General features: G+C 33.5%; 28 protein-coding genes and 1 pseudogene. 5 read left to right on the plus strand and 24 right to left on the minus strand.

All coding sequences use genetic code 11. The features are described 5' to 3' along the window. Positions 1–33: 33 nt before the first annotated feature. The 12 genes from AAGD39_RS00655 to recA all read right to left on the minus strand — a co-directional run bounded on the left by AAGD39_RS00655 (position 34) and on the right by recA (position 9953). Entirely contained in the window at positions 34–786 is a 753-nt protein-coding gene (locus AAGD39_RS00655) for an IS5 family transposase (RefSeq protein ID WP_341756107.1), read from the minus strand. A 67-nt stretch (positions 787–853) separates the two neighbouring features. Beyond that, positions 854–1372, minus strand: a complete 519-nt coding sequence (locus AAGD39_RS00660; protein ID WP_341756738.1) for a hypothetical protein — start codon at positions 1370–1372, stop codon at positions 854–856. Between the two features lie 10 nt (positions 1373–1382). Further along, positions 1383–1850 (minus strand): NfeD family protein, encoded by a 468-nt coding sequence (locus tag AAGD39_RS00665; protein ID WP_341756739.1) that lies wholly within the window; start codon positions 1848–1850, stop codon positions 1383–1385. Between the two features lie 62 nt (positions 1851–1912). Next, positions 1913–3403, minus strand: a complete 1491-nt coding sequence (locus AAGD39_RS00670; RefSeq protein ID WP_341756740.1) for a replicative DNA helicase — start codon at positions 3401–3403, stop codon at positions 1913–1915. Between the two features lie 25 nt (positions 3404–3428). After that, positions 3429–4361: a thioredoxin-disulfide reductase gene (trxB, locus tag AAGD39_RS00675; RefSeq protein ID WP_341756741.1), complete on the minus strand. Its 933-nt coding sequence runs from the start codon at positions 4359–4361 to the stop codon at positions 3429–3431. Between the two features lie 21 nt (positions 4362–4382). Further along, a complete protein-coding gene (locus tag AAGD39_RS00680; protein ID WP_341756742.1) occupies positions 4383–5261 on the minus strand; it encodes an alpha/beta fold hydrolase in 879 nt (292 codons plus the stop codon). A gap of 13 nt (positions 5262–5274) precedes the next feature. Beyond that, the gene (locus tag AAGD39_RS00685; RefSeq protein ID WP_341756743.1) at positions 5275–6204 is read right to left on the minus strand and encodes an AEC family transporter; all 930 of its coding nucleotides are present in this window, start codon (positions 6202–6204) and stop codon (positions 5275–5277) included. Between the two features lie 91 nt (positions 6205–6295). After that, the gene (locus AAGD39_RS00690; RefSeq protein ID WP_341757192.1) at positions 6296–7156 is read right to left on the minus strand and encodes a ribonuclease D; all 861 of its coding nucleotides are present in this window, start codon (positions 7154–7156) and stop codon (positions 6296–6298) included. Between the two features lie 120 nt (positions 7157–7276). Continuing rightward, on the minus strand, positions 7277–7681 hold the full coding sequence (locus tag AAGD39_RS00695) for an HI0074 family nucleotidyltransferase substrate-binding subunit (protein ID WP_341756744.1): 405 nt from the start codon (positions 7679–7681) through the stop codon (positions 7277–7279). Next, entirely contained in the window at positions 7668–7961 is a 294-nt protein-coding gene (locus AAGD39_RS00700) for a nucleotidyltransferase domain-containing protein (protein ID WP_341756745.1), read from the minus strand. Before AAGD39_RS00700 ends, AAGD39_RS00695 begins: the two co-directional genes overlap by 14 nt. 187 nt (positions 7962–8148) lie before the next feature. Continuing rightward, entirely contained in the window at positions 8149–8874 is a 726-nt protein-coding gene (gene fabG, locus AAGD39_RS00705; protein ID WP_341756746.1) for a 3-oxoacyl-ACP reductase FabG, read from the minus strand. A gap of 38 nt (positions 8875–8912) precedes the next feature. Further along, positions 8913–9953 carry a recombinase RecA gene (gene recA, locus AAGD39_RS00710; RefSeq protein ID WP_341756747.1) on the minus strand — a complete coding sequence of 347 codons (1041 nt, stop codon included), beginning with the start codon at positions 9951–9953 and terminating at the stop codon, positions 8913–8915. Positions 9954–10185: 232 nt separating this feature from the next. Between recA and AAGD39_RS00715 the strand changes: the two genes are divergently transcribed. From AAGD39_RS00715 to AAGD39_RS00730, 4 genes and pseudogenes are all read left to right on the plus strand, one after another. After that, positions 10186–10977, plus strand: coding sequence for a pseudouridine synthase (locus AAGD39_RS00715; protein ID WP_341756748.1), 792 nt, complete (start codon positions 10186–10188; stop codon positions 10975–10977). After that, positions 10974–11508, plus strand: a pseudogene (locus tag AAGD39_RS00720) (RsmD family RNA methyltransferase). The gene AAGD39_RS00715 and the pseudogene AAGD39_RS00720 overlap by 4 nt, the downstream one beginning before the upstream one ends. 131 nt (positions 11509–11639) lie before the next feature. After that, positions 11640–11927 carry a hypothetical protein gene (locus AAGD39_RS00725; protein WP_341756749.1) on the plus strand — a complete coding sequence of 96 codons (288 nt, stop codon included), beginning with the start codon at positions 11640–11642 and terminating at the stop codon, positions 11925–11927. A 105-nt stretch (positions 11928–12032) separates the two neighbouring features. Continuing rightward, positions 12033–12278, plus strand: coding sequence for a hypothetical protein (locus AAGD39_RS00730; protein WP_341756750.1), 246 nt, complete (start codon positions 12033–12035; stop codon positions 12276–12278). On the opposite strand, the gene AAGD39_RS00735 is transcribed toward AAGD39_RS00730, so the two are convergent. The 3 genes from AAGD39_RS00735 to AAGD39_RS00745 form a co-directional block, all read right to left on the minus strand. Next, a complete protein-coding gene (locus tag AAGD39_RS00735) occupies positions 12264–13610 on the minus strand; it encodes a class I SAM-dependent methyltransferase (protein WP_341756751.1) in 1347 nt (448 codons plus the stop codon). The two genes, AAGD39_RS00730 and AAGD39_RS00735, sit on opposite strands and share 15 nt — an antisense overlap. Before the next feature lie 116 nt (positions 13611–13726). Next, positions 13727–15559 carry a single-stranded-DNA-specific exonuclease RecJ gene (recJ, locus tag AAGD39_RS00740; protein ID WP_341756752.1) on the minus strand — a complete coding sequence of 611 codons (1833 nt, stop codon included), beginning with the start codon at positions 15557–15559 and terminating at the stop codon, positions 13727–13729. A 10-nt stretch (positions 15560–15569) separates the two neighbouring features. After that, a complete protein-coding gene (locus AAGD39_RS00745) occupies positions 15570–16523 on the minus strand; it encodes an Rpn family recombination-promoting nuclease/putative transposase (RefSeq protein ID WP_341756753.1) in 954 nt (317 codons plus the stop codon). A gap of 124 nt (positions 16524–16647) precedes the next feature. Here AAGD39_RS00745 and AAGD39_RS00750 point away from each other — a divergent pair, with 124 nt between their 5' ends. Continuing rightward, a complete protein-coding gene (locus tag AAGD39_RS00750; RefSeq protein ID WP_341756754.1) occupies positions 16648–16833 on the plus strand; it encodes a hypothetical protein in 186 nt (61 codons plus the stop codon). Positions 16834–16981: 148 nt separating this feature from the next. Here AAGD39_RS00750 and AAGD39_RS00755 read toward each other — a convergent pair whose 3' ends face one another. The 9 genes from AAGD39_RS00755 to dapA all read right to left on the minus strand — a co-directional run bounded on the left by AAGD39_RS00755 (position 16982) and on the right by dapA (position 25127). Beyond that, a complete protein-coding gene (locus AAGD39_RS00755; protein WP_341756755.1) occupies positions 16982–17914 on the minus strand; it encodes an Rpn family recombination-promoting nuclease/putative transposase in 933 nt (310 codons plus the stop codon). A gap of 172 nt (positions 17915–18086) precedes the next feature. Then, positions 18087–18218, minus strand: coding sequence for a type II toxin-antitoxin system RelE family toxin (locus tag AAGD39_RS00760; RefSeq protein WP_341756756.1), 132 nt, complete (start codon positions 18216–18218; stop codon positions 18087–18089). A gap of 49 nt (positions 18219–18267) precedes the next feature. Beyond that, a complete protein-coding gene (gene mutS, locus AAGD39_RS00765; protein WP_341756757.1) occupies positions 18268–20937 on the minus strand; it encodes a DNA mismatch repair protein MutS in 2670 nt (889 codons plus the stop codon). 95 nt (positions 20938–21032) lie between these two features. Next, positions 21033–21935, minus strand: a complete 903-nt coding sequence (locus tag AAGD39_RS00770) for an Rpn family recombination-promoting nuclease/putative transposase (protein ID WP_341756758.1) — start codon at positions 21933–21935, stop codon at positions 21033–21035. A gap of 88 nt (positions 21936–22023) precedes the next feature. After that, complete coding sequence (locus AAGD39_RS00775; protein ID WP_341756759.1) at positions 22024–22278, minus strand: HU family DNA-binding protein; 255 nt, start codon at positions 22276–22278, stop codon at positions 22024–22026. 3 nt (positions 22279–22281) lie between these two features. Continuing rightward, positions 22282–23196, minus strand: a complete 915-nt coding sequence (gene sppA / locus AAGD39_RS00780) for a signal peptide peptidase SppA (RefSeq protein ID WP_341756760.1) — start codon at positions 23194–23196, stop codon at positions 22282–22284. A 7-nt stretch (positions 23197–23203) separates the two neighbouring features. After that, positions 23204–23686, minus strand: coding sequence for a hypothetical protein (locus AAGD39_RS00785; RefSeq protein ID WP_341756761.1), 483 nt, complete (start codon positions 23684–23686; stop codon positions 23204–23206). Positions 23687–23800: 114 nt separating this feature from the next. Continuing rightward, complete coding sequence (smpB, locus tag AAGD39_RS00790) at positions 23801–24262, minus strand: SsrA-binding protein SmpB (protein ID WP_250311469.1); 462 nt, start codon at positions 24260–24262, stop codon at positions 23801–23803. Beyond that, complete coding sequence (gene dapA / locus AAGD39_RS00795) at positions 24249–25127, minus strand: 4-hydroxy-tetrahydrodipicolinate synthase (RefSeq protein WP_341756762.1); 879 nt, start codon at positions 25125–25127, stop codon at positions 24249–24251. The genes smpB and dapA overlap by 14 nt, the downstream gene beginning before the upstream one ends. Between the last annotated feature and the right edge of the window lie 35 nt (positions 25128–25162).

The following is a 25162-nucleotide window of genomic DNA, read 5'->3' on the forward strand; positions in this document are numbered from 1 at the left end:
TTCTTGCAGCTTCACTAGGTTCTGTGAAGTTTTCTAACGAAGCCATATAAAAGCTCCAACAAATTGCAAAAAAGACAAGAAAGCAGTAGCAGTTTTATCAAATCTCGAAAAAATTCGTCTAAAATGTTTAATTTTACCAAAAAAACATTCGATCGAATGACGTTCTTTATAGATATGTTTATCGTACTCCCTTTGCTGTTTTCGGTTCTTTTTTGATGGAATAACAGCTATACAATTTTGCTCTTCAAGCTGCTCAATAAAAGCATTGCTATCATATGCCTTATCGGCAAGGAGCATAGTATTTTTAATATCTTTAACCAATGAGTTGGCTTGTGTAATGTCATGTCTTTGACCTGCAGTTAAAATAAACTTTAAAGGATTACCAAGAGCGTCAACTAAGGCATGGATTTTAGTAGTAAAACCTCCTTTACTACGCCCTAAAGCTTCTTGATCTTGGCTATCTTTTTTATAACCTGCTGAGCATGCATGGGCACGAACTATAGTAGCGTCAATCATTGTTGATTCCATGTCAGGATTAGCTTGTACTTGCTCAAACAAATCGGTCCATATTCCTTTATTAGACCAAGTTTTAAACCTCATATGCACTGCTCGCCATGAACCATAAACACTCGGTAACAACCGCCATTGGCATCCTGAACGTGTTATGTACCATATTGCTTCAATAAATCGTCTAAGCTTATCCTCATTTCTTGTTTTTATATCTTTTCTTTTTCTTAATATTTCAATAATTTGTTGCCATTCTCTGATTTTTATATGATAATTCATTCCGGTAGTGTTTTTGATTGTCTAAAATAGAAAATACACTACCTCTCCTTCTTTTTAATTTATTTTTTTACAAAACTTCACAGAACCTAGCAAAGAGATTTGTAACATCAAGCTCAAATAAATTAGGATGAGAGATTTGAATTAAAGGATATTCTGGATAAACATCTTGTACATCGATTGATTTATAACGAGGCAGCCTGTCTAAATGTTGAATTCGCTTAATATTTTCTTCTGCTGAAATCAGTAGTTTTATAGGAATAAACACTGATTTACGATTTGCTGCTAGCTGTTGTACTTGGTTAAAAAGCTTACGATCACCATCAACTTCATAGAGACAGTTGGTAAGAACATAATTATTACTAATTTCTTGGCTTAAAAAATTAAAGATACCCTCTCGTATAAGCCCAATTGCATCCCAAGCAAATTCTGGAATAGGAGTCAATCCATCATAATTTAGCAGTGCGAAAATAGGATTATTGATATGTTGGTTGTCACATATGCTATAGCCAGCCTTTGCTATTTCTTTTGCTATAGTATACTTTCCGGTGCCTGGTTTTCCTATTAGGTAAATAATAGTAGTAGTCACTTCGTTAATCTCACTTCTTCAAATTTCCTGCAGTGCATATAAGAACATTACCATCAATCTGTACTATGCGGAGCGTGTCTCCTTTATATGCTGATTTTACAGAATCCTTGCTGAGTTTAGCATTCATAATCGTTCCTGACCACAATACCTGCCCCTTTTCTCCTACTAGGAGTTCATTACTATATAGCTGCACTTCCTGACCTAACATGTCGGAATACTCGTGCTTGCCATACTTCTTGCCAACGTAGAATTTTAGTGGATACCACAAAATAACCAACCATATAAAAGAAGCAAAACCAAAAATTATATACTGGTATTTTAAAAGGTTTAGATAATTATTTAATATTATTGCGTTAGATATTCCCCCTAAACCCAAAAATAAAAAGCCAACATTTGGAATGTTAGAAAATTCTATAATTAGACAAATAATGCTAGCGATCAGCCACAATTCTACTATTGAAATATTAAAGATGCTCATATGATGCCTTTTGCGTTTAAACATAGTTGTTGTTTTTTAACTTTTAACAGGGAAACTTCTTATTAAACACTTTGATAATTTTTCTGTAAATTACCAAATTTTGAATATTGATTATCATAATGAAGCTGAACATTGCCAACGGGACCATTACGATGTTTCGCTACTATAATATCTGCAACATTATATACTTGATTTATCTTATTTACCCACTCTGAGTGTTTTTCACTACCCGCTGAAGGTTCTTTACGGGTTAAGTAATATTCTTCTCGATAGATAAACATCACTATATCAGAATCTTGTTCAATAGACCCAGATTCCCGTAAGTCTGATAACATCGGCTTTTTGTCTTCTCTAAGCTCGACAGCCCTAGATAATTGTGATAAAGCAATTACTGGGATATTTAATTCTTTGGCTATAGCTTTTAATCCTTGAGTAATTTCTGAAATTTCATTTACCCTATTATCTGACTTGTTTATTCCTCTAATTAACTGAAGATAATCTATAAATAATATACCAAGATTATGCTTACGCTTCATTTTTCTAGCCCTAGTACGAATGGCAGCAATGGATAAAGCTGGTGTATCATCAATAAAAAATGGTAGTTCAGAAAGAGCGATAACCTCTTTACGCAATCGATTATAATTCTCTTCCGTCACATGACCTGACTGAAGGGATGATGAATCAATTTCAGTATGCATTGAAAGAATACGAGTAGCGAGCTGCTCAGATGACATTTCAAGAGAGAAAAACCCCACTGATTGGCTTTCTTTCTCTTGTCCATTATTTTTCAGTTGCATAGCTTTACAACTATTCACTGCAAGATTTATAGCAAAAGCTGTTTTCCCCATTGATGGACGCCCAGCAATGATAATTAAGTCTGAGTTCTGAAAACCGGATAATTTTTTATCCAAATCAATTAAGCCGGTAGAAATACCTATTACATGACTGGAATTTTTCATCGCCCTGTTAATACTGGCTAGAGACTCTGAAAGAGACACAGCAACTTTAACAAAACTCTTCTCATTAACTCCTTCACTAGCAAGGTGATAAAGCTTACCTTCTGCATGTTCTATTTGTTGACTTGAATCATACTCTAAAGAAGAATTATAAGCATTGTTAACTACCTCTTCCCCTATCTGAATTAAATTGCGCCTTATTGCCAAATCATAGATTATTTTTCCATAATCTAGAGGGTTAATCACCATCATTGACAAAGTGACCAGCTTATTTAGATAGTCACCACCACCTAATTCCTGAAATAATTCATCTCGTTCTAACATGCTTCTAAGCGTTACTGGAGTAGCAATTAGGCCTTTTTCTGTAATAACTTCAATAGCATTATAGATCTTTTGATGTAGTGGCTCAAAAAAATGGTTTGGTCTTAGGAATTCTGAAACAGTATTATAGTAATCATGGTTAACTAAAATTGCTCCTATTAACATTTGTTCAGCTTGAACATTTTCCGGTAAAGTTCGAGCGACAGGCATGACCACACCTGACTCATTTGAGCCAGTTAATTTATCTGTTTTATCAATCGCTTTACTACGAGCCATAATTACTACAAGCTATATTTTAAATTTAATGGTTTAAAAACTTCTCTGCTTCTAAAGCTGCCATACATCCAGTACCAGCAGCAGTAACTGCTTGTCTAAAAATCTTATCTTGTACATCTCCAGCGGCAAAAACACCTTTAACACTGGTTTCCGTTGAATTTGGTTTAGTAATAATATAATTATCACTATCTATATCTAATTGTCCCTTGAACAAAGCAGTATTCGGCATATGACCAATTGCTACGAATATACCAGTACAATTAATTAAACTAAGCTCACCTGTTTGAGTGTTTTCCAGCTTAGCTGAGGTAACTGATTTAGGATTATCAGTACCAACAACTTCTATCAGCTTATGATTCCAAATAACAGATATTTTAGGATTTTTAAATAGTCTCTCTTGCAAAATTTTCTCAGCTCTAAAACTATCCCGACGATGTACAATAGTCACCTGACTTGCATGGTTAGTTAAATATAATGCCTCTTCAACAGCACTATTTCCTCCGCCCACGACCAATACGTGCTGATTCTTGAAAAAGAAACCATCACAAGTAGCACAAGCTGAGATACCATATCCTTTGAATTGTGCTTCGGAAGTAATATTAAGCCATTTTGCTTCTGCCCCAGTACATATTATAAGACTGTCCGCCCAGTAAATTATACCAGATCCAGTGGTCACCACTAAGGGTTTTTTTGACAAATCTACTTTTTCTACATAATCATAAATAATTTCTGCCCCAACATTTTTTGCCTGCTGAGTCATCTGTTCCATTAGCCAAGGTCCTTGAACAGGATCAGCAAAACCTGGATAATTCTCAACATCTGTCGTAATGGTCAGCTGCCCACCCGGCTGCATACCATGTAATAATATCGGATTTAGTGCTGCCCTAGCTGTATAGATTGCTGCACTTAGACCAGCAGGACCTGAACCTATAATAAGTACTTTAGTAGAAATAGTCATAATTAATATCCTTGTCAAAAATCATCTAGTCAAACCATTTATCCAATATTTTATATAGTTAATTTGATCACTGGTCATTAACGAAGGTACATGACCAGCATAATCGACGACGAAAAGATCAAATTCTTTGTTCTTTTTCATTTCTTCGATAGTAGATTGTTGTAAAATGTCAGACTTAGCTCCATGAATAACCAGTAATTTGCAAATAATTTTATTCCATATAGCCCACATATCAACATTTTTTTGCTTACTGGCATTAGTACTCATACCATGTACTATACCAGGATCATAATTCATTTTATATCTTCCGTCTTGAGTCTTTATAAAACTATATTTGGTAAGATGATCCCAATCTTCTTCACTACTAATACCAAATTGACTATATATTAGCTTTAAATGTTGTTTGGCACTAGCTAAATCAACAAAATAGAGAGTTTGACCTGCATATTGACCAATTTTAACTACAGGGGATGAAGGAATAAAAGGACCTATATCATTTATAATCATTGCTTTGATAAGTTTGTTATACTTGCTAGCTAGAACCATACCAATTATCCCGCCCATGGAACTACCAAGCCAAATACAGTTCTTAATAGCTAACTTCCTTAAAAAAAGGACTGTATCTTTTATATATACTGGATAATTATAATGTTCTTTCTTTTTAAAAATATCGCTACTTCCACGTCCTGGATAATCTATAGCAATTACTCGAAAATTATCACTTAATGCCATAGCTATTTTATCAAAATCATGATCATTCCTAGTTAAGCCATGGGCACAGACTATTACATTTTTATTATTAGGATCACCAAACTCAAGATAAGCTAGCTTATGAGCTGGGATATATTGTGAGCCAAACCAATTAATGTAAGGTCCAACTTGGATAAATTTTTGTATCATCTATTCTGAATAATTAATTCAAATCACTTAAGAATATACTTACCATAATTGGTATATATATTACACTAAAAATTAGGGAAAGAAATACCGTAGTAGCAACTTTTTCTGGATAGAATTTTTGTAAACTGGCTATAACAATCACATTTGCTGCCATAGGAGCAGTTGCAAGAAGCCTGAAAGCATTGTAATAATTTTCATCATACCATCCTAAAACAAATTTATCTAAAAGGATAAATATGTTAACTCCTACTGGGTAAAATAGGAACTTTGCCAGAAAAGTGGCAAGAGTGAACTTTATATCTATTTCAAATTTTTGCAAGGCTGAAAGAGCCAAACCAACCATAACCATACCAAGTATAGAAAATGCCCCTCGCATATTATATATAAAATCATCCAGAAAATCAGGTAAAGTGAAACCAGCGAAACTAAATAAACAACCAAGTAAAAAAGCATTTAAAATTGGTAACTTCACAACTTTCAAGATACTTTCACTACTATTGGCAAAACTCCTAGCACAAATATAAAAACCTACGGAGGATTCAAAAATATTTACACCTATGACTGCCATCATATAGATACTTAAAACATAATCATCAAAGAGAGCGGCGGCTATTGGCAGCATAAAATAACCACCATTAGCGGTGCCGGCAGATAATGCTATAATGTTTCGTGTATGATCAAACCAATATCGTCCAAAAAAATAGTAAGAAAATATTGATAACAAGCTGGCAATGAAAAAAACAACTACAGTAACACTTAAAGATGATAAAGTTAAAGTAGTGCTAGCGGGAATAGCAAAAAAAACAATAGGAGAGATAAAATAGAATAACAACGAAGCTATGCTATCTCTCTCAACTTTGGAGTATCTTCCTGCTAAAAAACCAATTACTACGCTCAGTAATACAGAAATGGTTTTAAAAAAAACTAAACTAAACATTGCCATGCAATAAAGCCAGAGGATATAAGATTCCTGTTTTAGTCAACCTTTGAGAAAATAGCAATTTTATTTTACAACTAACATAAATAAAGTGCAATTATTCACCTAATTCTTGTATTGCAAGACACAGATTTGCTAATTGAGTTCTATATTTTTGCTTACTAAGATATCGACCATTTAATTTAAGACTTTCAAAATCTTGGTTACTGGTAGGTAAATATTGACAAATCTTTACTAACTCTTCATCGCTAATAAAATGTCTCCTTGGTAGATCTATAGTACTTGCTTGTTCTTCCCGATAAGCTGCCATAATTTTCATCTTATTAATAAAAAACTCTGAATGATTATGGAATTTGACTTTTTGCCAAGCCTTCTGGGCATTAACAATATAATTTTCAATATTAAGCAAAGATTTTATTTGCTCGTCATATTCATTTTGCAGGTTATTATCTTGGATTATTGGTTGCAATATGCTATAAATCGGTTCTAAATATTCAACATCTTTAATAGCATACTCTAACATATTAGCACTAATAGGACGTTTTAACCAATCAGACCTTTGATAAGTTTTATCAATATGAACAAAGCAAATTTTGCTACATATATCCGAATAACTTAAATGTTTACCAAAATCACAAATACCAGCAGCGATTTGTATGTCAAAAACGTTTCTTGGCAATTTCTTAAATAAATGATAGAATATCTCAAAATCCTCTCTAGGGGCGTGAAATATTTTAAGAACCTTCTCATTCAAAAATATTTCGTTAAGAGGAAAAAGATCCAAATCGCACAAAGTGTCAATTATCACTTTATGACTACTGGTCATAATTTGAATTATGCTAAGCTGAGCGAAGTAGGTATTCTTACGCAAAAACTCAGTATCAACACTTATAGTCTTACAATCTAACAATTGTTGGCAGAATTCATTTAATATTTTTTGATTATCAATAATCAGTATTTTTGAAGTATTAGTAATTAAAATTGCTCCTAGTCTAACGAATTTACCTATTCACGTAATTTGGTGCTGTTCCATACTTGCTCGTGCTTTATAATAACTTAACAGTTTTATAGCACTTTGTCAAATGATGGAATCCTTAATAAAATTCAGCCTATCAAATGTACTTCTTAATATAGGAATGTAGGATTTAATATTATTATAAATTCTATCTGCTAGCTGCTCATCATAAGTGTGCGAAGTAACATTTCTATCTAGAAGCATTTTTAGCCATTCTTGTTCATGATCAATAAGATGTCCTTTAAACGCCTCTCTCAAAACATCTTTGGGGTATTGTACTGCTACTCCTTTGCTCTCAAGAATCACCCTTAATAATTTCCAAAATAGTTCTATAGTAAACTCAAATCTTTGAATGCTAGCGTCTATATTACTCCGATCTTCTTGCTGAGGCTTAAATGCAATATCTTCTAAAGAGATTAAAGCTCTACTTAATTTTAAGAACCCTAACTCTATTTTAGGATCTTTCATATAATTTCACTCCTTCTCGTATTATAGATAATTTTAAGTTTGATGAATCATCTAATTCGTCAAGTCTTATACAATCTATCTTTAAAAGTGTGTCAGCATTATCAATAATCTCTTGCAATTTTAACCAATCATTAATGGTAGCATTAGGACATACTATAGCTAAATCAATATCTGCTCTATCCTGATTATCATTCCTTGCTCTAGAACCAAATAGCCAAATTTCTTCAACCACAGCCTGTGATATTAAATCATTATAAAATTTATAGCATTGTAGTTTCATGGTAGTTTAAAAGTTGCAGGAAAATAACCGGCGTCATTGCGAAGAGGCATGAGCCGACGAAGCAATTCATTTTTCGTCGACCTACGTCTTTCTTGTAATGACGTTGACCACATACGACTTTTAAAATGCCTTGCCTAAACCCGATTCCTCTTCTAACTTTCGACAGCTGTGATAGCAAGCTATCATATTATACCAGTACCAATCCACCATTAACATGGATAGTTTGACCAGTAATATAGGAAGCTTTGTCACTTGCTAGGAAAGCTACCACATTTGCAACATCCTCTGGTGTTCCAAGAGTTCTCAGAGGAATTTTTTGCAGTATCGCTTCTTTTTGAGTTTCGTTTAATTTATCAGTCATGTTTGATTTAATAAAACCAGGAGCAACAGCATTAATTGTGATCCCCCTACTTGCCACCTCAAGTGCTAGAGATTTTGTCATACCTATCATCCCAGCTTTGGAAGCACAATAATTCGCTTGTCCCGGATTACCAGAAACTGCCACCACAGATGATATGTTAATTATTCTACCATAACGAGCTTTCATCATTTTTTTTATCGCTTCACGATTGAGAATAAAACTAGCTTTTAAGTTGATGTTTATAACTTGCTCAAATATTTCATCAGACATTTTTATTGCTAGCATATCGTTAGTGATTCCAGCGTTACAAACTAAAATATCTATATGCTCAAGATTAGCCACTAAGTTAGTGCATTCATCGATATTGGTAAGATCACATGGAGCTATGGTATAATTATTTTTTAAGTTATTGCCAAGTTCTTGCAGTTTTTCTTGGTTACTACCACTAATTACTACATGGCTACCAAGAGAATGTAATAGCTTAGCAATACTACCACCAATTGATCCAGATGCTCCAGTAATTAGAGCTTTTTTATCAGTCAAATCTATCATTTTAACTCCAACTTCTAATTATATAATACTATTATTTGTCATTCATCATCTTCCATAATTATCGCTTCACTATCAAAGGTAATATTAGCATTATGAGAAGATTTTTGACGAATTAATTGTTCTATCTCACAGCAGATATCCGGATGTTCCTTTAGGTAATGTTTAACATTCTCTCTGCCTTGCCCTATACGAGTATCCTTATAGGAAAACCAAGAACCAGACTTTTCTACTATTTCAAGCTTAACGCCAAGGTCAATTATCTCACTTTCTTTAGAAATACCGCTGCCATACATTATGTCAAATTCTGCAGTTTTGAATGGTGGCGAGACTTTATTCTTAACAACTTTGACCTTAGTTTGACTACCTACTACTTCCTCTTTATCCTTGATTGATGAAATTCTTCTGATATCTAGCCTTACTGAGGCATAAAATTTCAAAGCATTACCACCTGTAGTAGTCTCTGGGCTGCCAAACATGACGCCTATTTTCATTCTAATTTGATTAATGAAAATAATTATGCAATTAGTTCTGGAAATGGATGCGGTAAGTTTCCTAAGCGCTTGACTCATTAATCTAGCCTGTAACCCCATATGGGAGTCACCCATTTCTCCTTCAATCTCGGCTTTAGGTACAAGAGCAGCAACACTATCAATAACGACCATATCAATAGCCCCAGAACGTACTAGAGTATCAGTTATTTCAAGAGCCTGTTCACCAGTATCTGGTTGGGAAATAATAAGCTCATCAATATTTACTCCAAGTTTTTTGGCATATGCTGGATCTAAGGCATGTTCTGCGTCAATAAAAGCACAAGTACCACCCTTCTTCTGTGCCTCAGCAATTACATGTAGAGTTAAAGTGGTCTTTCCTGAACTCTCCGGTCCAAAAATTTCAATAATCCTTCCTTTAGGCAACCCGCCTATACCAAGTGCTATATCAAGCCCTAGCGATCCTGTTGGTATTGCCTCAACATCTACAGCTCGACGTTGACCAAGTTTCATGACCGACCCTTTACCGTAACTTTTTTCGATTTGGCTAAGTGCGGCAAGTAGTACTCTTTCTTTGTCTATAACATTCATTTTTAGAATCTGCTAAATAAAATCTAGTTAAATTTATAAAGTAACATATGTGAGAAATCTAGTAAAATAATTATATTATGTGATGATTCTAACATATACATAGCTGCATTACAAGGATTCCTATGGAAATATTTGCAAAACGTAGGATTATTGTATACACTTGTTTATCACTTACCATCTAATAATGGTTTTAAGGCTTTAAAAGCGATTATTAAAAAATCTAATTAAAACAATGGATAGTACACAAAGGCTGGCAAAAGCGATTAGTAACGCAGGGATATGTTCAAGGCGTGATGCAGAACTACTTATCAAGAATAGTGAAGTAAAGGTAAATGGCGTGGTTATCGATTCACCTGCCACCCTAGTTGATAATACTAGCCTTATTGAGGTATCAGGAAAAGTAATAAATCAACAGCAAACCCCACGTTTATGGACATATTATAAGCCTGTCGGCTTAATTACTTCGCATAAAGATAATTATGGTAGAAAAACTGTATTTGAAAGTCTTGCGTCAAATCAGAACGGTTCTCAAGCTGATATGTACTCAAATGAGCTTGCAAAAGGGAAGGGCGGGTCGGCCGTACAAAAAGCCCGCACACAGGGTATTCCTAGGGTAATCTCAATCGGACGACTAGATATCAATAGTGAAGGATTGCTATTACTTACCAATAATGGTGACTTAGCAAGGAAGTTTGAGTTACCATCAAGTAAGCTTGAACGTGTATATAAAGTCAGAGCGCATGGTAACCCAAACCTGTTGCTTAAAAATTATCAAAATATAGAGATTGATCAAATACGTTATGACCCTAAATCAATTAAATTAACAAAATCAGGCAAAACTAATTGTTGGTTTGAAGTAATTTTGACTGAAGGCAAGAATCGTGAAATTAGGAAGATATTTGAACATTTTGGTCTAAGTGTTAATCGGTTAATTAGAATTAGTTATGGAGGGTTTTTATTAGATGATTTGCAACCAAATCAATATAAAGAACTGCCACTTGAAAAATTTAAGAAATTTTTATGATACGAATTATTGCCGGTAAACATAGGAATCGGATCGTACCTACCTTAAAGAACGCTAATTATCGTCCTTCCACAGGCAAAATCCGAGAGGCGATTTTTAGCATACTAACTTCAGGAGAATTTAGTGATGGCAGGTTATTTACCCAAGAGTCTAAAATCCTCGATTTATTTGCCGGTACTGGTAGCTTAGCTTACGCTAATCGATATAAATAGTGATTATTTGCGGGTAGCAAAAGAATTTGCCAGTAAAATAGGCGAAGCGGATAAAATGACTTTCCTAAATATCAATGCTACAGCTTTGCCAAAATGTAAAAACAGCTTTGATTTAATTTTCATCGATCCGCCATACGGTCATAATCTTGTCCCAAAAGCAGTAAATACTTTGAAAAAAGGTCAATGGTTAAAAGAGGAAGAAACCATTATTGTAATTGAATCTGCCAAAAATGAAGATTTTGCTGATGATTGTTTAGAGATAATTAAAGAAAAAATATATGGTGATAGTAGGTTGCTTATTGCTCGAAGTGTTCTATAATATATATTATGGAAAATAAGAGCAAAATCAATTTTCTTGAATTATAAAGTTCACTAATTAATTAGAATTAATTTTGTATTTTTTGATAAATAGTATATGATTTCTCTTTAACAATTAATGGAGATTTATATATGAGAAATAACCACAACAATTTTCCCTTTCCAAATCATGTTAATCAAGCAACGTTTCTGGCACTATGTATTAGGGCTAATAATATTAATGGCTTGCGTCCCATACCTACTGTTAATAATAATTTGGATATTCCAAATCCTAATACATCTGTTGTTAATAATCCTAATACATCTGTTGTTAATAACGATTTGAACGTTCTAACCACTGATACGTCCGTTGTTATCTTGGATAATAGCTCTGATGTTCACCCTGCACTATTAGGAGTAGAACAACCACCTACAGAGTAATCCAATCTCATAACTTTAAGAGCTTGTTTTTACAGCTTTTGAAGTTATAGCTAACCCGATTTTTTGTAATACCTACTTATTTTAACAATTAATAGGAGATTATGTATGAGTAAAGAGAAAGATTCACCCTTTCAAGAGAAAGATTTACCATCTGCTAACGCTGGTAATACTATGGTAACTTCAAATACTACATTCACACCATCATTACTACTGCACAGCACTGCAGATATGCTCGCTAATAGTAATGCTATTACTATTATTAGTGAGAACAATACCCAGACCATGAAAGGGTTGGAGACCATAAAAGTGCTGGGTGAAGAAGCCCCTCCTCATAATCTAGAGAGTTACTGATTTGTTATGAAGCAACATAATTCCTACAGTAAAAAATGGGGTGAATATAGTCTTTACTTCATGCAACAATGCTTCGTTACTAATTTCTTGTTGCAATTCTTCTCTAATTAAATCAAAGATTTCCTGCAGACTTTTACCACCATCTATCATTTGTTTAAAAACATATTTGGTATAATTAGAAACTGGTATAGTAATATTGATATTTTTTAACAACGAATTATTTAACGTAAAATTAATGACATTGCCAGCTATCAAAGCACTAGCTTCTATATGATCATAAATTTGTTTGGCGATCCCTGCAATACCGTAAAAATATGGTACATTATCCAAATTATCAAGAGTAGCAATGGTATCTTTGGCATTAGAGGCAAAAAAACTATGTTTAATGATATTGCCAACCATTAATTCACAAATTGCTTGCTGAGTTATTATATCCATCCTCTTAATTTTCTGCAAAAGAGAAAAATCCTTAATATAATTCTCTATTCTTAGAGCTAATTTTTCGCTAACATCAGAAAATTCGACAAAATTTAAACCTGCATTATCAATAAATTCGTATAATTCGGGAATAGAATAAGCCCTATCTTGTTTATGCAAGAACATATCATATAAACCTACATCACCAAAAGTAATATGGTCTGCTAATAGTTCTTGCCCACGTATATACCAATTAGTTGTAGGAAAGCCAGCTATAACAGCCTTGGCATTCATTATTTCCTCTACCCTATTGCTAACACCTTGGTTTACCATTTTCATAATATCTTGCACCTGATATACTCCAGTACGACCATATTTGGCATAAACCATTACCCCAATTGCTCCATTGGTAGTTAGAGAATCTTTTAAAATCTTTAAACCATCAGGAGGGCTTTGTAAATGGTGCAATACTCCTGAACAATTAATATAATCAAACTTACCTAAATTAATCTTTGGAATATTTAAGATAGAATCATATACCCATTTAATATTGGTAAGACCGCGTTTCTCGGCACGTTTTTGAGCGATCTCCATGCTTGGCTTACTAAAATCTAAATATACCACTTCGGCATTTTTATTTTTTAGCTGTTCTGCCATGTATATAGCAGAATCACCAGTACCACCACCGGCAATTAATACTCGAAAACCCGAATTAAAGTCCTTTTTACCTTGATATAAATAATGATTTAATTCACCCAAGGATTCACCGCTAATTGCCAATAATCTTTTTGTTTCTTCCTCAGGATCTCTATAAGGATAGGGATAATCTTGATAATGTTCTTGAACTATGGCAAGATCGTTTGTTGTGCCAATAGAAACATTAGTCTGTGCTTTTAGTTGTTTAGGTGTTGACATAAAAAACTTATATATAACGGTTAAGTACAGTGCCATCCCTGTAAACGCAGGGATATAGATTCCCGTCTACGCGGGAATGACAACGATATCGAATAAACTCATACTAATAGAAAAATTTATATTATCAAGTCCTTTATTTGTAGTTGGATAGTATGACGTTCTTGCCAACTATTTATTTTTAATGAACCAATTACAGAAATATTATGTGACTTAATATTAAGTAAAATATTCTCTATAGGACCAGATACAGCATTAAAAGCAACAGCAGGAAGTGTTTTAGAGCCAAAAACTTCTTTAGAAGGAGCAAGCAAACATTTTATATGTTTTCCTCCAACTATGTCGGCTCTCAAGACAAAAAGATTAGAGAATTTAAATATTGGCTCGGGATTCCCTTGACCAAACGGTTCAAGTCTACTTAGCTCATCCATTAGCGGCAAGTTTACACTATTTGTAGTAAGTTCTGCATCATATTTTTCACAAATATGGTCACTCTGATTACTCATATCACTCTTAAATGAATGATTTAAGAATTCTTGCAATTCTGATAATTTTTCTTCTAGTACTGTAAATCCAGCAGCCATTGCATGTCCACCACCAACTACAATTAACCCTTTAGTCTTGGCATTGATGATTTTACTACCAAAATCAACATTTTTGATGGAACGACAAGAAGCCTTACCTATCCCATCATTTAAAGCTATAACTGACACCGGTTTATTAAACTTTTCTTTTAATCTTCCAGCAACAATACCGATCACACCTGGATGCCAGCCTTTACCAACGATAAATAATGAGCTATCATTTTCTTGGGTTAAAGCTATTTGGGTGGCTTCTTCTATCATTATTAGTTCTATTACTTTTCGCTCATTATTGTGTTTTTCCAATTCCTGTGCTAATTTATTTGCTTCTATGCTACACTCGGTAGATAAAAGACTAGCCCCCAAGGATGATTTACCAACTCTTCCACCAGCATTAATCCTAGGTCCTAAGACAAATCCCAAATGATAACAGTTTGGTTTTTCCTTTAAACCAGCAATATCGCATAAGGTTGTCATCCCCAAATTCTTTCTTTGTTGGAGAACTTTTAATCCTTGAGCAACAAAAGCTCTATTTAAGCCGATAAGCTGCATTACATCACATACTGTACCAAGTGCAACTAAATCTAAATATTGCATTAAGTTGGGTATAGTACGTTCATTTTTCTGGATTGCTTCATCGCAGCTAACCTGCTTCTCGCAGTGACTATTGGCAAAGAAATTTTGTTTTTTTAAATCAGATAATAAGGCAGTAGCAAATAAAAATGATACTCCTACAGCAGCCAAGTATTTATAGCTGCTCGTTTCATCAATACGATTCGGATTAACAACAGCCACGGCCTCAGGTAATATATCGCTACTAATATGATGATCGATTACTATCACCTCAAGTCCCACTGATGATGCATATTTTAGAGCATCATGTGCCATTGCTCCACAATCTACGGTAATAAGCAACTTAGTTGCATTATCCTTAATTTTCTGCATAGCAGCTGGGGTTGGTCCATATCCTTCAGCAATTCGGTCTGGAACGTAAATATCAACCTCTTGCCCCAAATTCCTAAATAGATTTTTAAGCAATGATGAAGAAGTAGCACCATCAACGTCATAATCAGCAAATATGCAGATTTTTTGTTTATTTACAATAGCTTCTATAGTCCTATCTACTGCCTTTTGCATATCAAGTAAATGAAAAGGATCTGGTAATAAGTTCTTAAGTTTAGGTGAAAAAAAATCAGAAGCTTGCACCAGATTTTTCAGACGAGGAGATAGAACCCTAGCTAGAAAATCACTAATTCCTATAGAACGACAAAGCTCTAAAACATTATCCTCGTTGGCTAATCGCTGCTGCCAAATTTTGCCATTTACTGAAAATTTTGGTTCTAAATTCTTAGATTCTAGTGCTATTGACATGTAGAGCCACCTATTTAAGAGTTGAAGTCATTGGAGTTTTGCAAAAGTCTACGTCTATTTTTAACTTTTTTACTTCTTTAATAGTTAATTTTGTATATTTAACTATTTTTTCTACTGGCTCATTATTAATTAACATTTCTTTTGCTAATGATATTTTTTCTTCAGCTTTACCTTTAGCTTCACCTTCAGCTTTACCTCTAGCTTCAGCATCTTCAATTTTTTGCTGTTCTACCGCTAAATTATCAAGACGAGCTTTGGTCATTTGTTCATAGGTGTTAAGCTCTGACTCTGACCAGCTAGCTTGGTCTACCGCTTCAAAGGCTCTTCTAATAATTTCATCTTTACCTATTAACTGCTCTATTTCTGTTAATGTTAATGTACTATCTCCAGCATGCTTAAAAAAGTACATCCACTTCTCTTCAATACTCTTTAGCTCATCTATAGTTTTTTTAAATTTCTCGAGTTCTAAAAATACAAAGTAAAAATCTTTTAAATCATGGGCATAGCTCTCCGTATCTAAAAGACGATGTTCTGATTTCCAATGTTTTTTATCTTCAAACATCACAAAATCTGCTATTGCTAAAAATATTACTCCTTTTAATTTGGCGTATACTGCCAATTTCTTATGCTTCTCATCTTCCTCAACTCTTTGCTGAGAATATGCTTTAGCAGCATAAAATTGAGCTCTTTTTTCAAACCCTGGGTGTTTGCTTACCTGCATCTCCACTATGAATTGATTACCGTGTTGATCTTTACATAACACATCAACAATAGACTTTCTATAAATAGCAATATCAGGGTCTTGGATAGTGGGTAAAAACGTCACCTCAATTATTTTCTCATTTCCTTTACACTTAAGAACATCATTTAAAAAATGTACAAGTATATCCTTGTTCTTTTCAGTACCAAAGATTTTACGAAAACAAAAATCATTTTTAGGATCAAGAAACTTTGATAAAAACATATAATTTATTAATTATTGGCTACATCTACAATATAGCAGATTTTTATGAGCCACTAATAGCAATTATCATTATTTTTGTATTTTTTTATCATGCATCTATACAGAAGAGTATAAAGACTGTTTGATGCTGGGGTTACGTAAAGCACTAATTGGAGTAGAAATTACCAATGTAGCACATATTCATGATAAAAGAATATTTGCCATTCCATCCTTAATATCAGATGACGCAAAAATTATTTATAAAACAATGAATTTACCCATTAGCTCTGTGCCTTATTTAATATCATCAGGATCACAGAAGACTGGATAAAATTAATAATTATTATTAGGTATTTTTTTAATTTTTATTATTTAAATAAATAACTTGTTGTGCCTGGAAATTTTATCACTTCCTTATCCGGCAGCCATTTCTAGACACAACAACACTGAAGTCGGGTGCTATTGACATGTAGAGCCGCCTATTTAAGAGTTGAAGTCATTGGAGTTTTGCAAAAGTCTACGTCTATTTTTAACTTTTCTACTTCTTTAATAGTTAATTTTGTATATTTAACTATTTTTTCTACTGGCTCATTATTAATTAACATTTCTTTTGCTAATGATATTTTTTCTTCAGCTTTACCTCTAGCTTCAGCATCTTCAATCTTCTGCTGCTCTACCGCTAAATTATCAAGACGAGCTTTGGTCATTTGTTCATAGGTGTTAAGCTCTGCCTCTGACCAGCTAGCTTGGTCTACCGCTTCAAAGGCTCTTCTAATAATTTCATCTTTACCTATTAAATGCTCTATTTCTGTTAATGTTAATTTACTATCTCCGGCATGCTTAAAAAAGTACATCCACTTTTCTTCTATAGTCTTCAACTCATCTACAGCTTTGTTGAACTTTGCTAACTCTAAAAATACAAAGTAAAAATCTTTTAAATCATGGGCATAGCTCTCCTCCGTATCTAAAAGACGATGTTCTGATTTCCAATGTTTTTTATCTTCAAACATCACAAAATCTGCTATTGCTAAAAATATTACTCCTTTTAATTTGGCGTATACTGCCAATTTCTTATGCTTCTCATCTTCCTCAACTCTTTGCTGAGAATATGCTTTAGCAGCATAAAACTGCGCTCTTTTCTCAAATCCTGGATGCTTACTTATCTGCATCTCTACTATAAATTGATTACCATGTTGATCTTTACATAACACATCAACAATAGACTTTCTGTAAGCAGCAATATCAGGGTCTTGGATAGTTGGTAAAAATGTTACCTCAATTATTTGCTCATTTCCTTCACACCTAAGAACATCATTTAAAAAATGCACAAGTATATCTTTGTTCTTTTCAGTACCAAAGATTTTACGAAAACAAAAATCATTTTTAGGATCAAGAAACTTTGATAAAAACATATAATTTATTAATTATTGGCTACATCTACAATATAGCAGATTTTTATGAGTCACTAATAGCAATTATCATTATTTTTGTATTTTTTTATCATGCATCTATACAGAAGAGTATAAAGACTATTTGATGCTGGTTGTAGTACTTAAGCAAGCAGAGGAATTGCATAACCAAATTTCATTGAGTATAAACCTCATCCCTTATCGCTATTCTTAAAACAAGTACTATTAACAGCTCTTCTTCTATGCTACAAATTATTCTATACTTCCCTACCCTATATCTCCATAATCCAACGTAATCATATTTCATTGGCTTACCTAAATCTTTAGGATGCGTATTTATTACAAAAGATTAAAAATTATTTAACCACAATCAGCTCCTTTAACTTATAGACCAACTCTAAGGCTTGTTTAGGGGAGAGTTGATCGGGATCGATTTTATTAATTTCTGCTTCTAACTTATTGAATTTTATCTCTTTTTTGCTTTCTATTGGTAAGTTAAATAAACTTAAATTGTTTGATTCGGTATTTAAGATATTCTTATTTTTGTACGTTGCGGTTTTTTCTAATTTTGTTAAAATGTCGTTCGCCCTAATTATAACAGATTTTGGTAGCCCCGCTAAGTAGGCTACGTGAATTCCATAAGATTTATCAGCCGCCCCTTCGATTATATTATGCAAAAATAATATTTCTTTTCCTAATTCCTCAATCGCAACTGTATAATTTTGCAAGGCTGGCAAAAAATTACTCATGCTAGTTAATTCATGATAATGCGTGGCAAATAAACATCGGCATTTGAGATTATCATGAATATGCTCAAGCACTGACCAAGCAATTGACACACCATCATATGTTGAAGTTCCCCGACCAACCTCATCTAGTATCACTAAGGAATTCTTAGTAGATTGAGCTAAAATAGCTGAGGTCTCTAACATTTCCACCATAAAAGTTGACTGCCCTGCTTGCAAATCGTCCCCCGCCCCTATTCTACTAAATATCTTATCTACCACCCCTACCCTAGCAGTTGTGGCTGGTACAAAACTACCAATTTGAGCTAATATGGCTATTAGGGCATTTTGCCGCAAAAAAGTACTTTTACCAGACATATTAGGGCCAGTAATTAACCAAATTCTATTAGCTTCTGATAAAGTACAGTTATTGTCAATAAAGCTTTTTTTATCATTTAACAAACTTTGCTCGACAACCGGATGACGCCCCTTGATAATTTCAAAAGTTAAATCATTAGTTAAAACTGGTCTGACATAATTATATTCATCGGCAATATAGGCAAAATTACAGAATACGTCAAGCTGGCTCAAAGAACAGCTAAGCGATCGTAGAAATAGAGCATTATCCATAACTTGCTTACATATTTTATTATATAATTCCAGTTCAAGACTAACCGCTAAACTTCTGCTATTCACCATATCGCTTTCTAATTGCTGCAATTCAATAGTAGTATATCGACTAGCGTTAGAGGTTGTTTGTCGGTGAATAAATTTGGGGTCTACCATCTTATCACTGTGTCTTAGAGTAATTTCAATAAACAACCCAAGTACATTATTATGCGATATTTTGAGAGTTTCAATGCCAGTATCAAGGCGATATAGATTTTTTAGTTTCTCAATATGTGATTTGCCATTATTAATTAAATCATATAATTCTTGTAGTTTAGGATGATAATGATGATTTATTATACCACCTTCATTGGTATTATTTGGGGCATCTTCCCTAATTGCTTGGTCTATTAAGGAATATAGCTGTTCATTGCCAGATAATGGTTTGATTAAATCTTCTATATAGTCTGGCAGATTTAGTCCGTAATGAGCGACAAATTCGCCTTTTATTTCTAGGGCAGCATTTAACGTATATTTAATATTTAGCAAATCTCGTCCGCAGCCGCGATTCATCATAATTCTAGACAAGCAACGTTCTAAATCTCCAGTTTTTTTGAGTAACTTTTTAATATTTCCTACTATTGCAATATTTGTATAAAAAAACTCTGTTATATTTTGTCGTGAATTTATTTCATCAATATCTATTAGTGGGGTTGATAAAAAGTGGTATAATAGACGGCTGGCAGCTTTAGTAACGGTATGATCAATAGTAGCAAGGACGCTCCCCTTGGTTTTCCCTAATAAATTACTAGTAATTTCCAAATTCCGCCGAGTCGCCGAATCAATAATCATAAAATTATGGTAATTAATCAACCGAGGCAAAGGCAAAGAAGGTATATTTTGCTTTTGGGTCAAAGATAAATATTCTAAGACACTACCAATACTACTTATTTGACATTCAGATACTTCGCCTATAGCTTTTAAATCGTTAATTTTATAAAAATCTAAAATAATTTTATGGCATTTCTTACTAGCAAAAAAACTATCAACTTGATACGAGATACGAAAATGTAATTGATTCTGAATATTGTTAGCTAATTGCTGACCTCTCAAATTTTCACTAAGTAAAATCTCTTTGGGTTTAATACGTGACAGTTCGTTGATAATCTCGTTCTGCGGAATCTCGATAACCGAAATCTCCGAAGTAGAGATATCTACATAACAAATTGATGCTCTGTTTTTTAGTAAAACTAAACTTACCAAATAATTAGGTTCACAAACATCAATTAAAGATTCCTCAATAATCGTACCTGGGGTGATGATACGCGTTACATCTCTATTTACTACAGCTTTATAGCCACCACGTTTTTTTGCTTCTTCTGGGGTCTCTAATTGATCGCAAATAGCAACTTTGTAATTTTCTTCAATTAATTTATTTAAATAGGTTTCAAGAGCATGATGAGGGACACCACACATAGCGATCTCACCATCACCATTAGAGCCTCTTTTGGTGAGAGCAATACCTAAAACTTGACTAGCAAGAACTGCATCATCAAAGAACATTTCATAAAAATCACCCATCCTAAATAATAAAAGACAATCAAGATTAGCAAATTTGATGTCTAAATATTGTTGCATCATCTTGGTTGATAGGTCATAATTATATTTTTGGCGAAATTCTTCTAAAGTCATAATTCACTAAAATAATAAAGGCGGATAGGGTATCATTAGTCATTGAGGTAGGGCTAGTTTCATAGTCATGGGCAATTAACTTTTTGCTTAGTCGTTTATTTTTCTTTCAGCTTGCCTATTTCTTCAATGATTAGTCCGGTTAATTTACTTATAGTTTCTATAGGATAGTCTTCTTTTAGCATTCTCTTTGCTATGACCATAGCGTTTTCTTTAATACCTCTAGCTTCACCTCTAGCCTCAGCATCTTCAATCTTCTGCTGCTCTACCGGTAAATTATCAAGACGAGCTTTGGTCATTTGCTCATAGGTGTTAAGTTCTGCTTCTGACCAACTAGCTTGGTCTACCGCTTCAAAGGCTCTTCTAATAATTTCATCTTTACCTATTAACTGCTCTATTTCTGTTAATGTTAATGTACTATCTCCAGCATGCTTAAAAAAGTACATCCACTTCTCTTCAATACTCTTTAGCTCATCTATAGTTTTTTTAAATTTCTCGAGTTCTAAAAATACAAAGTAAAAATCTTTTAAATCATGGGCATAGCTCTCCGTATCTAAAAGATGATGTTCTGATTTCCAATGTTTTTTATCTTCAAACATCACAAAATCTGCTATTGCTAAAAATATTACTCCTTTTAATTTGGCGTATACTGCCAATTTCTTATGCTTCTCATCTTCCTCAACTCTTTGCTGAGAATATGCTTTAGCAGCATAAAATTGAGCTCTTTTTTCAAACCCTGGGTGTTTGCTTACCTGCATCTCCACTATGAATTGATTACCGTGTTGATCTTTACATAACACATCAACAATAGACTTTCTATAAATAGCAATATCAGGGTCTTGGATAGTGGGTAAAAACGTCACCTCAATTATTTTCTCATTTCCTTTACACTTAAGAACATCATTTAAAAAATGTACAAGTATATCCTTGTTCTTTTCAGTACCAAAGATTTTACGAAAACAAAAATCATTTTTAGGATCAAGAAATTTTGATAAAAACATGTAATACAACCTTAATTGCTATTATTTATAGCTAACACTATTTTACCATCTTCTCCACCAAAAATCAATGAGGAGTGAATTTAAGACCCTATATTTTCTTCACGAGATTGCCACAATTTTTGGGCATACGATAATAGACGGTCTTATATGATTGCTTACTATTTGGAAATTTCCGTTCCCTAATAGAAAAACTACCAAAACCTCTAATTTCAATACGATGCTGCTGTACTAAACTAGATTGCAAATAATCCAAAACCAAATCTACAGAATCTTTTATATCCGCCTTAGAAAGATATTTAAGATTCTCCGATATTTTATTTACTAGATCAGACTTTTTTGCCATAAATCAAAAAATTGCCCCCAATCCTTGAAATTTATTTTTGAAGAAGCTTGGTAAAATACCATCAAAATCCTCCATAATAATTTCAAGGAATTTTGGTTTCGGTTTTATTCTAAATTCCTTTACCTTCAAATCCTTATCAATCTTTTTTACGTCTTGTAACCATTTAACCGCATCATCCTGCGAACCCACAGCATCAACAAGTTTTAGTTTTAAAGCTTGCCGACCAGAATATATCCGACCATCTGCTATTTCTCTAACTTTTTCAATTGGTATATTCCTTCTTAAAGCAACTAATTCAATAAAATAATCATAAGTATCCAATATATTGGACATTATAGCTTGGCGAACAGCTTCTGTGACTTTTTCAGTAGGATTAGGAGCTGCCTTTAATTCTCCAGATTTAAAATTATTAAAGGTAATACCTAAAGTTCTTGCTAAATCTGTGACTTCTAGAGTTTGAAAAATCACACCAATTGACCCGGTAATCGTCCCATTATGACTAATTATGTAATCACTTCCTAGGGAAATCAAGTATCCTCCACTGGCTGCTAGTGTACCCATAACAACTACCACCGGTTTTTTTGCTGATATTTTTCTGAGTATATTATAGATTTTCTCTGAGCCAACAACAGTTCCGCCAGGAGAATTGACGTTAACCACTAGAGCACTAATTTGATCATCATCAATGATTTTCTCTAATCTTGTATCACGTTTTGCATCTTCAAGAATGATACCTTCTATTGAAACCTCAGCTATATATTTACTATTAGTAGGTACATATTCATAACCAGTCAAATCAAATCGCTTAATTATACCTACAATTAATACTATAAACATAAAAATTGCTGCTAGCTTCCAAAGCATTAATTTTGATTTATTTTGCTTTCTTTCAATTAGGTAATCAGGAGTTATTGTCATTGTAAGATTATATTTTATACACTATTATGGATGGATCATCTCCAGTTAGGGTAACATCAGAACTTCCTTCTTCTGCCGTTACATCGGGAACAAGAGGTAAGGAATTTGATATAACAGCACTATTTGTTGGTTCATTAATACCACGTGAGATAATTGCTTCTTTAATTGCATTAATAGTTTCTGGGTTTTGTACTGGCTTCAAAGAAACGGCGGTACTTTTATCACCCCCCCGAAACATTTTCCAGCAATCAAATGATTGTAATGCACTAAATAATTCTTCCAAACCTGTTTTTGGTGGTTTCATATCAACCATCCGTTCAACAAGAACACCTGCATCAATTATTCCATCATCTAATTGTTGAAATAGAACACTGTATTTTGTAAGAGCCTCTTCAGCTTTCTTTTTTTTAGCAATATCTTTAGACCATACAGCTGAAATTTTTACATCTTCATCACCTACAACTGCTATTACTGGATCAAAAACTCTCATAATTTACCTACCTTAATATATTTAGTTACTACAAAATTTTACTTTATCATAGGTAAATGATTCTATAAATAATAATTTACCTTACGCACTTCTCGCAATAACGGATTATGCGGGTTAACACTTCACTCGCATAATCCGACCTTGATCCCTTTTCCAATCTTGTTCTTTAATTGTCTGCCTCTTATCATGTAATTTCTTACCTTTTGCTATGCCTAACTCAACTTTTACTTTATTTTTCTTATTAAAATATAAAGAAAGAGCAACAAGAGTATAACCTTTCAGGCGAATCTTACCAATTATTTTTTTTATCTCACTCGAATTAAGAAGCAACTTACGAGTTCTTCTGGTCGAATGATTAAACCTGTTAGCTTTTTCATATTCCGCAATATGACAATTATACAAAAACACTTCATTTGCCGAATTTTCGGCATGACTATCTTCTATACTGGCTTTTCCTTGACGCAACGATTTAACTTCACTACCAGTCAATATTATGCCAGCTTCAATTTTTTCTTCAATAAAGTAATTGAAATATGCCTTCTTATTTTGAGCTATTACTTTTTTATATTCCGACATAGTCCATAGCTTTATTTATTTTTTCCTCAGTGACTTTGCCAGCTGAAGTTAAAGGAAGTCGTAACTCATTAGAACATAACCCTAATCTTGCCACAGCATATTTTACCGGTATTGGATTGGATTCTGCAAATAATGCCTTATATATAGGCAATAATTGCTGTTGAATTTGCAGAGCTTCTTGGTAATTACCATCACGACAATTATCCTGTAACTTCTTGCACAAGCTAGGCGTAACATTAGATGCAACAGAAACGCACCCTACTCCCGAATGAACATTATAAGATAACGCTAATTCATCATTACCACACAATAAATTAAAATCTTTAACCATAGCCCTAATTCGTAAAGGACGCTCTAAATCGTTACCAGCATCTTTAAGAGCTATAATACGCGGTAGTTTACTGAGTCTAACTATCGTGTCATCAGAGAAATCTGCTACAGCTCTACTAGGTACTGAATATAGCATTATTGGTAAATTACTTGCATTATGAATAGTTTCAAAATGCAAATAGATTCCCTCTTGAGTTGGCTTTACGTAAGAAGGAATACTACACATAAACCCATCAACTGAAATTTTTGTGCATATTTGTATCATATCTACAGCAGTGCTGGTAGTCATAGCTGAACAACCAGCTATGACTGGCATACGCTTATTAGTAATTTCTATAACCGCTTGTAATAAAGACTGATATTCCTGTAAAGTTAAGCTAGGCCCTTCACCAGTAGAGCCAGCAACCACTATCCCATCAACTTTATTAGCAATTTGATAGTTAACTATCTTCTCCACAGCAGTAAAATCTAACTTATTATCCTTAAAAGGAGTGATCATTGCTGTAATAAGCCCTTTGAATATATTATTTTTCATAAATCATTTCTTTAAAATATGTCATCCTGAACTTG

The organism is Candidatus Tisiphia endosymbiont of Nemotelus nigrinus, from assembly GCF_964026475.1.
In the GTDB taxonomy this organism is placed as follows: Bacteria; Pseudomonadota; Alphaproteobacteria; order Rickettsiales; family Rickettsiaceae; genus Tisiphia.

What these genes read in the sequence shown, in the direction of transcription:
- AAGD39_RS00655 (WP_341756107.1), bottom strand. Translation starts at nt 786, where the DNA reads ATGAATTATCATATAAAAATCAGAGAATGGCAACAAATTATTGAAATA.
- AAGD39_RS00665 (WP_341756739.1), bottom strand. Translation starts at nt 1,850, where the DNA reads ATGAGCATCTTTAATATTTCAATAGTAGAATTGTGGCTGATCGCTAGC.
- AAGD39_RS00670 (WP_341756740.1), bottom strand. Translation starts at nt 3,403, where the DNA reads ATGGCTCGTAGTAAAGCGATTGATAAAACAGATAAATTAACTGGCTCA.
- trxB (WP_341756741.1), bottom strand. Translation starts at nt 4,361, where the DNA reads ATGACTATTTCTACTAAAGTACTTATTATAGGTTCAGGTCCTGCTGGT.
- AAGD39_RS00680 (WP_341756742.1), bottom strand. Translation starts at nt 5,261, where the DNA reads ATGATACAAAAATTTATCCAAGTTGGACCTTACATTAATTGGTTTGGC.
- AAGD39_RS00685 (WP_341756743.1), bottom strand. Translation starts at nt 6,204, where the DNA reads ATGGCAATGTTTAGTTTAGTTTTTTTTAAAACCATTTCTGTATTACTG.
- AAGD39_RS00695 (WP_341756744.1), bottom strand. Translation starts at nt 7,681, where the DNA reads ATGAAAGATCCTAAAATAGAGTTAGGGTTCTTAAAATTAAGTAGAGCT.
- AAGD39_RS00700 (WP_341756745.1), bottom strand. Translation starts at nt 7,961, where the DNA reads ATGAAACTACAATGCTATAAATTTTATAATGATTTAATATCACAGGCT.
- fabG (WP_341756746.1), bottom strand. Translation starts at nt 8,874, where the DNA reads ATGATAGATTTGACTGATAAAAAAGCTCTAATTACTGGAGCATCTGGA.
- recA (WP_341756747.1), bottom strand. Translation starts at nt 9,953, where the DNA reads ATGAATGTTATAGACAAAGAAAGAGTACTACTTGCCGCACTTAGCCAA.
- AAGD39_RS00715 (WP_341756748.1), top strand. Translation starts at nt 10,186, where the DNA reads ATGGATAGTACACAAAGGCTGGCAAAAGCGATTAGTAACGCAGGGATA.
- AAGD39_RS00725 (WP_341756749.1), top strand. Translation starts at nt 11,640, where the DNA reads ATGAGAAATAACCACAACAATTTTCCCTTTCCAAATCATGTTAATCAA.
- AAGD39_RS00730 (WP_341756750.1), top strand. Translation starts at nt 12,033, where the DNA reads ATGAGTAAAGAGAAAGATTCACCCTTTCAAGAGAAAGATTTACCATCT.
- AAGD39_RS00735 (WP_341756751.1), bottom strand. Translation starts at nt 13,610, where the DNA reads ATGTCAACACCTAAACAACTAAAAGCACAGACTAATGTTTCTATTGGC.
- recJ (WP_341756752.1), bottom strand. Translation starts at nt 15,559, where the DNA reads ATGTCAATAGCACTAGAATCTAAGAATTTAGAACCAAAATTTTCAGTA.
- AAGD39_RS00745 (WP_341756753.1), bottom strand. Translation starts at nt 16,523, where the DNA reads ATGTTTTTATCAAAGTTTCTTGATCCTAAAAATGATTTTTGTTTTCGT.
- AAGD39_RS00750 (WP_341756754.1), top strand. Translation starts at nt 16,648, where the DNA reads ATGCTGGGGTTACGTAAAGCACTAATTGGAGTAGAAATTACCAATGTA.
- AAGD39_RS00755 (WP_341756755.1), bottom strand. Translation starts at nt 17,914, where the DNA reads ATGTTTTTATCAAAGTTTCTTGATCCTAAAAATGATTTTTGTTTTCGT.
- AAGD39_RS00760 (WP_341756756.1), bottom strand. Translation starts at nt 18,218, where the DNA reads ATGAAATATGATTACGTTGGATTATGGAGATATAGGGTAGGGAAGTAT.
- mutS (WP_341756757.1), bottom strand. Translation starts at nt 20,937, where the DNA reads ATGACTTTAGAAGAATTTCGCCAAAAATATAATTATGACCTATCAACC.
- AAGD39_RS00770 (WP_341756758.1), bottom strand. Translation starts at nt 21,935, where the DNA reads ATGTTTTTATCAAAATTTCTTGATCCTAAAAATGATTTTTGTTTTCGT.
- AAGD39_RS00775 (WP_341756759.1), bottom strand. Translation starts at nt 22,278, where the DNA reads ATGGCAAAAAAGTCTGATCTAGTAAATAAAATATCGGAGAATCTTAAA.
- sppA (WP_341756760.1), bottom strand. Translation starts at nt 23,196, where the DNA reads ATGACAATAACTCCTGATTACCTAATTGAAAGAAAGCAAAATAAATCA.
- AAGD39_RS00785 (WP_341756761.1), bottom strand. Translation starts at nt 23,686, where the DNA reads ATGAGAGTTTTTGATCCAGTAATAGCAGTTGTAGGTGATGAAGATGTA.
- smpB (WP_250311469.1), bottom strand. Translation starts at nt 24,262, where the DNA reads ATGTCGGAATATAAAAAAGTAATAGCTCAAAATAAGAAGGCATATTTC.
- dapA (WP_341756762.1), bottom strand. Translation starts at nt 25,127, where the DNA reads ATGAAAAATAATATATTCAAAGGGCTTATTACAGCAATGATCACTCCT.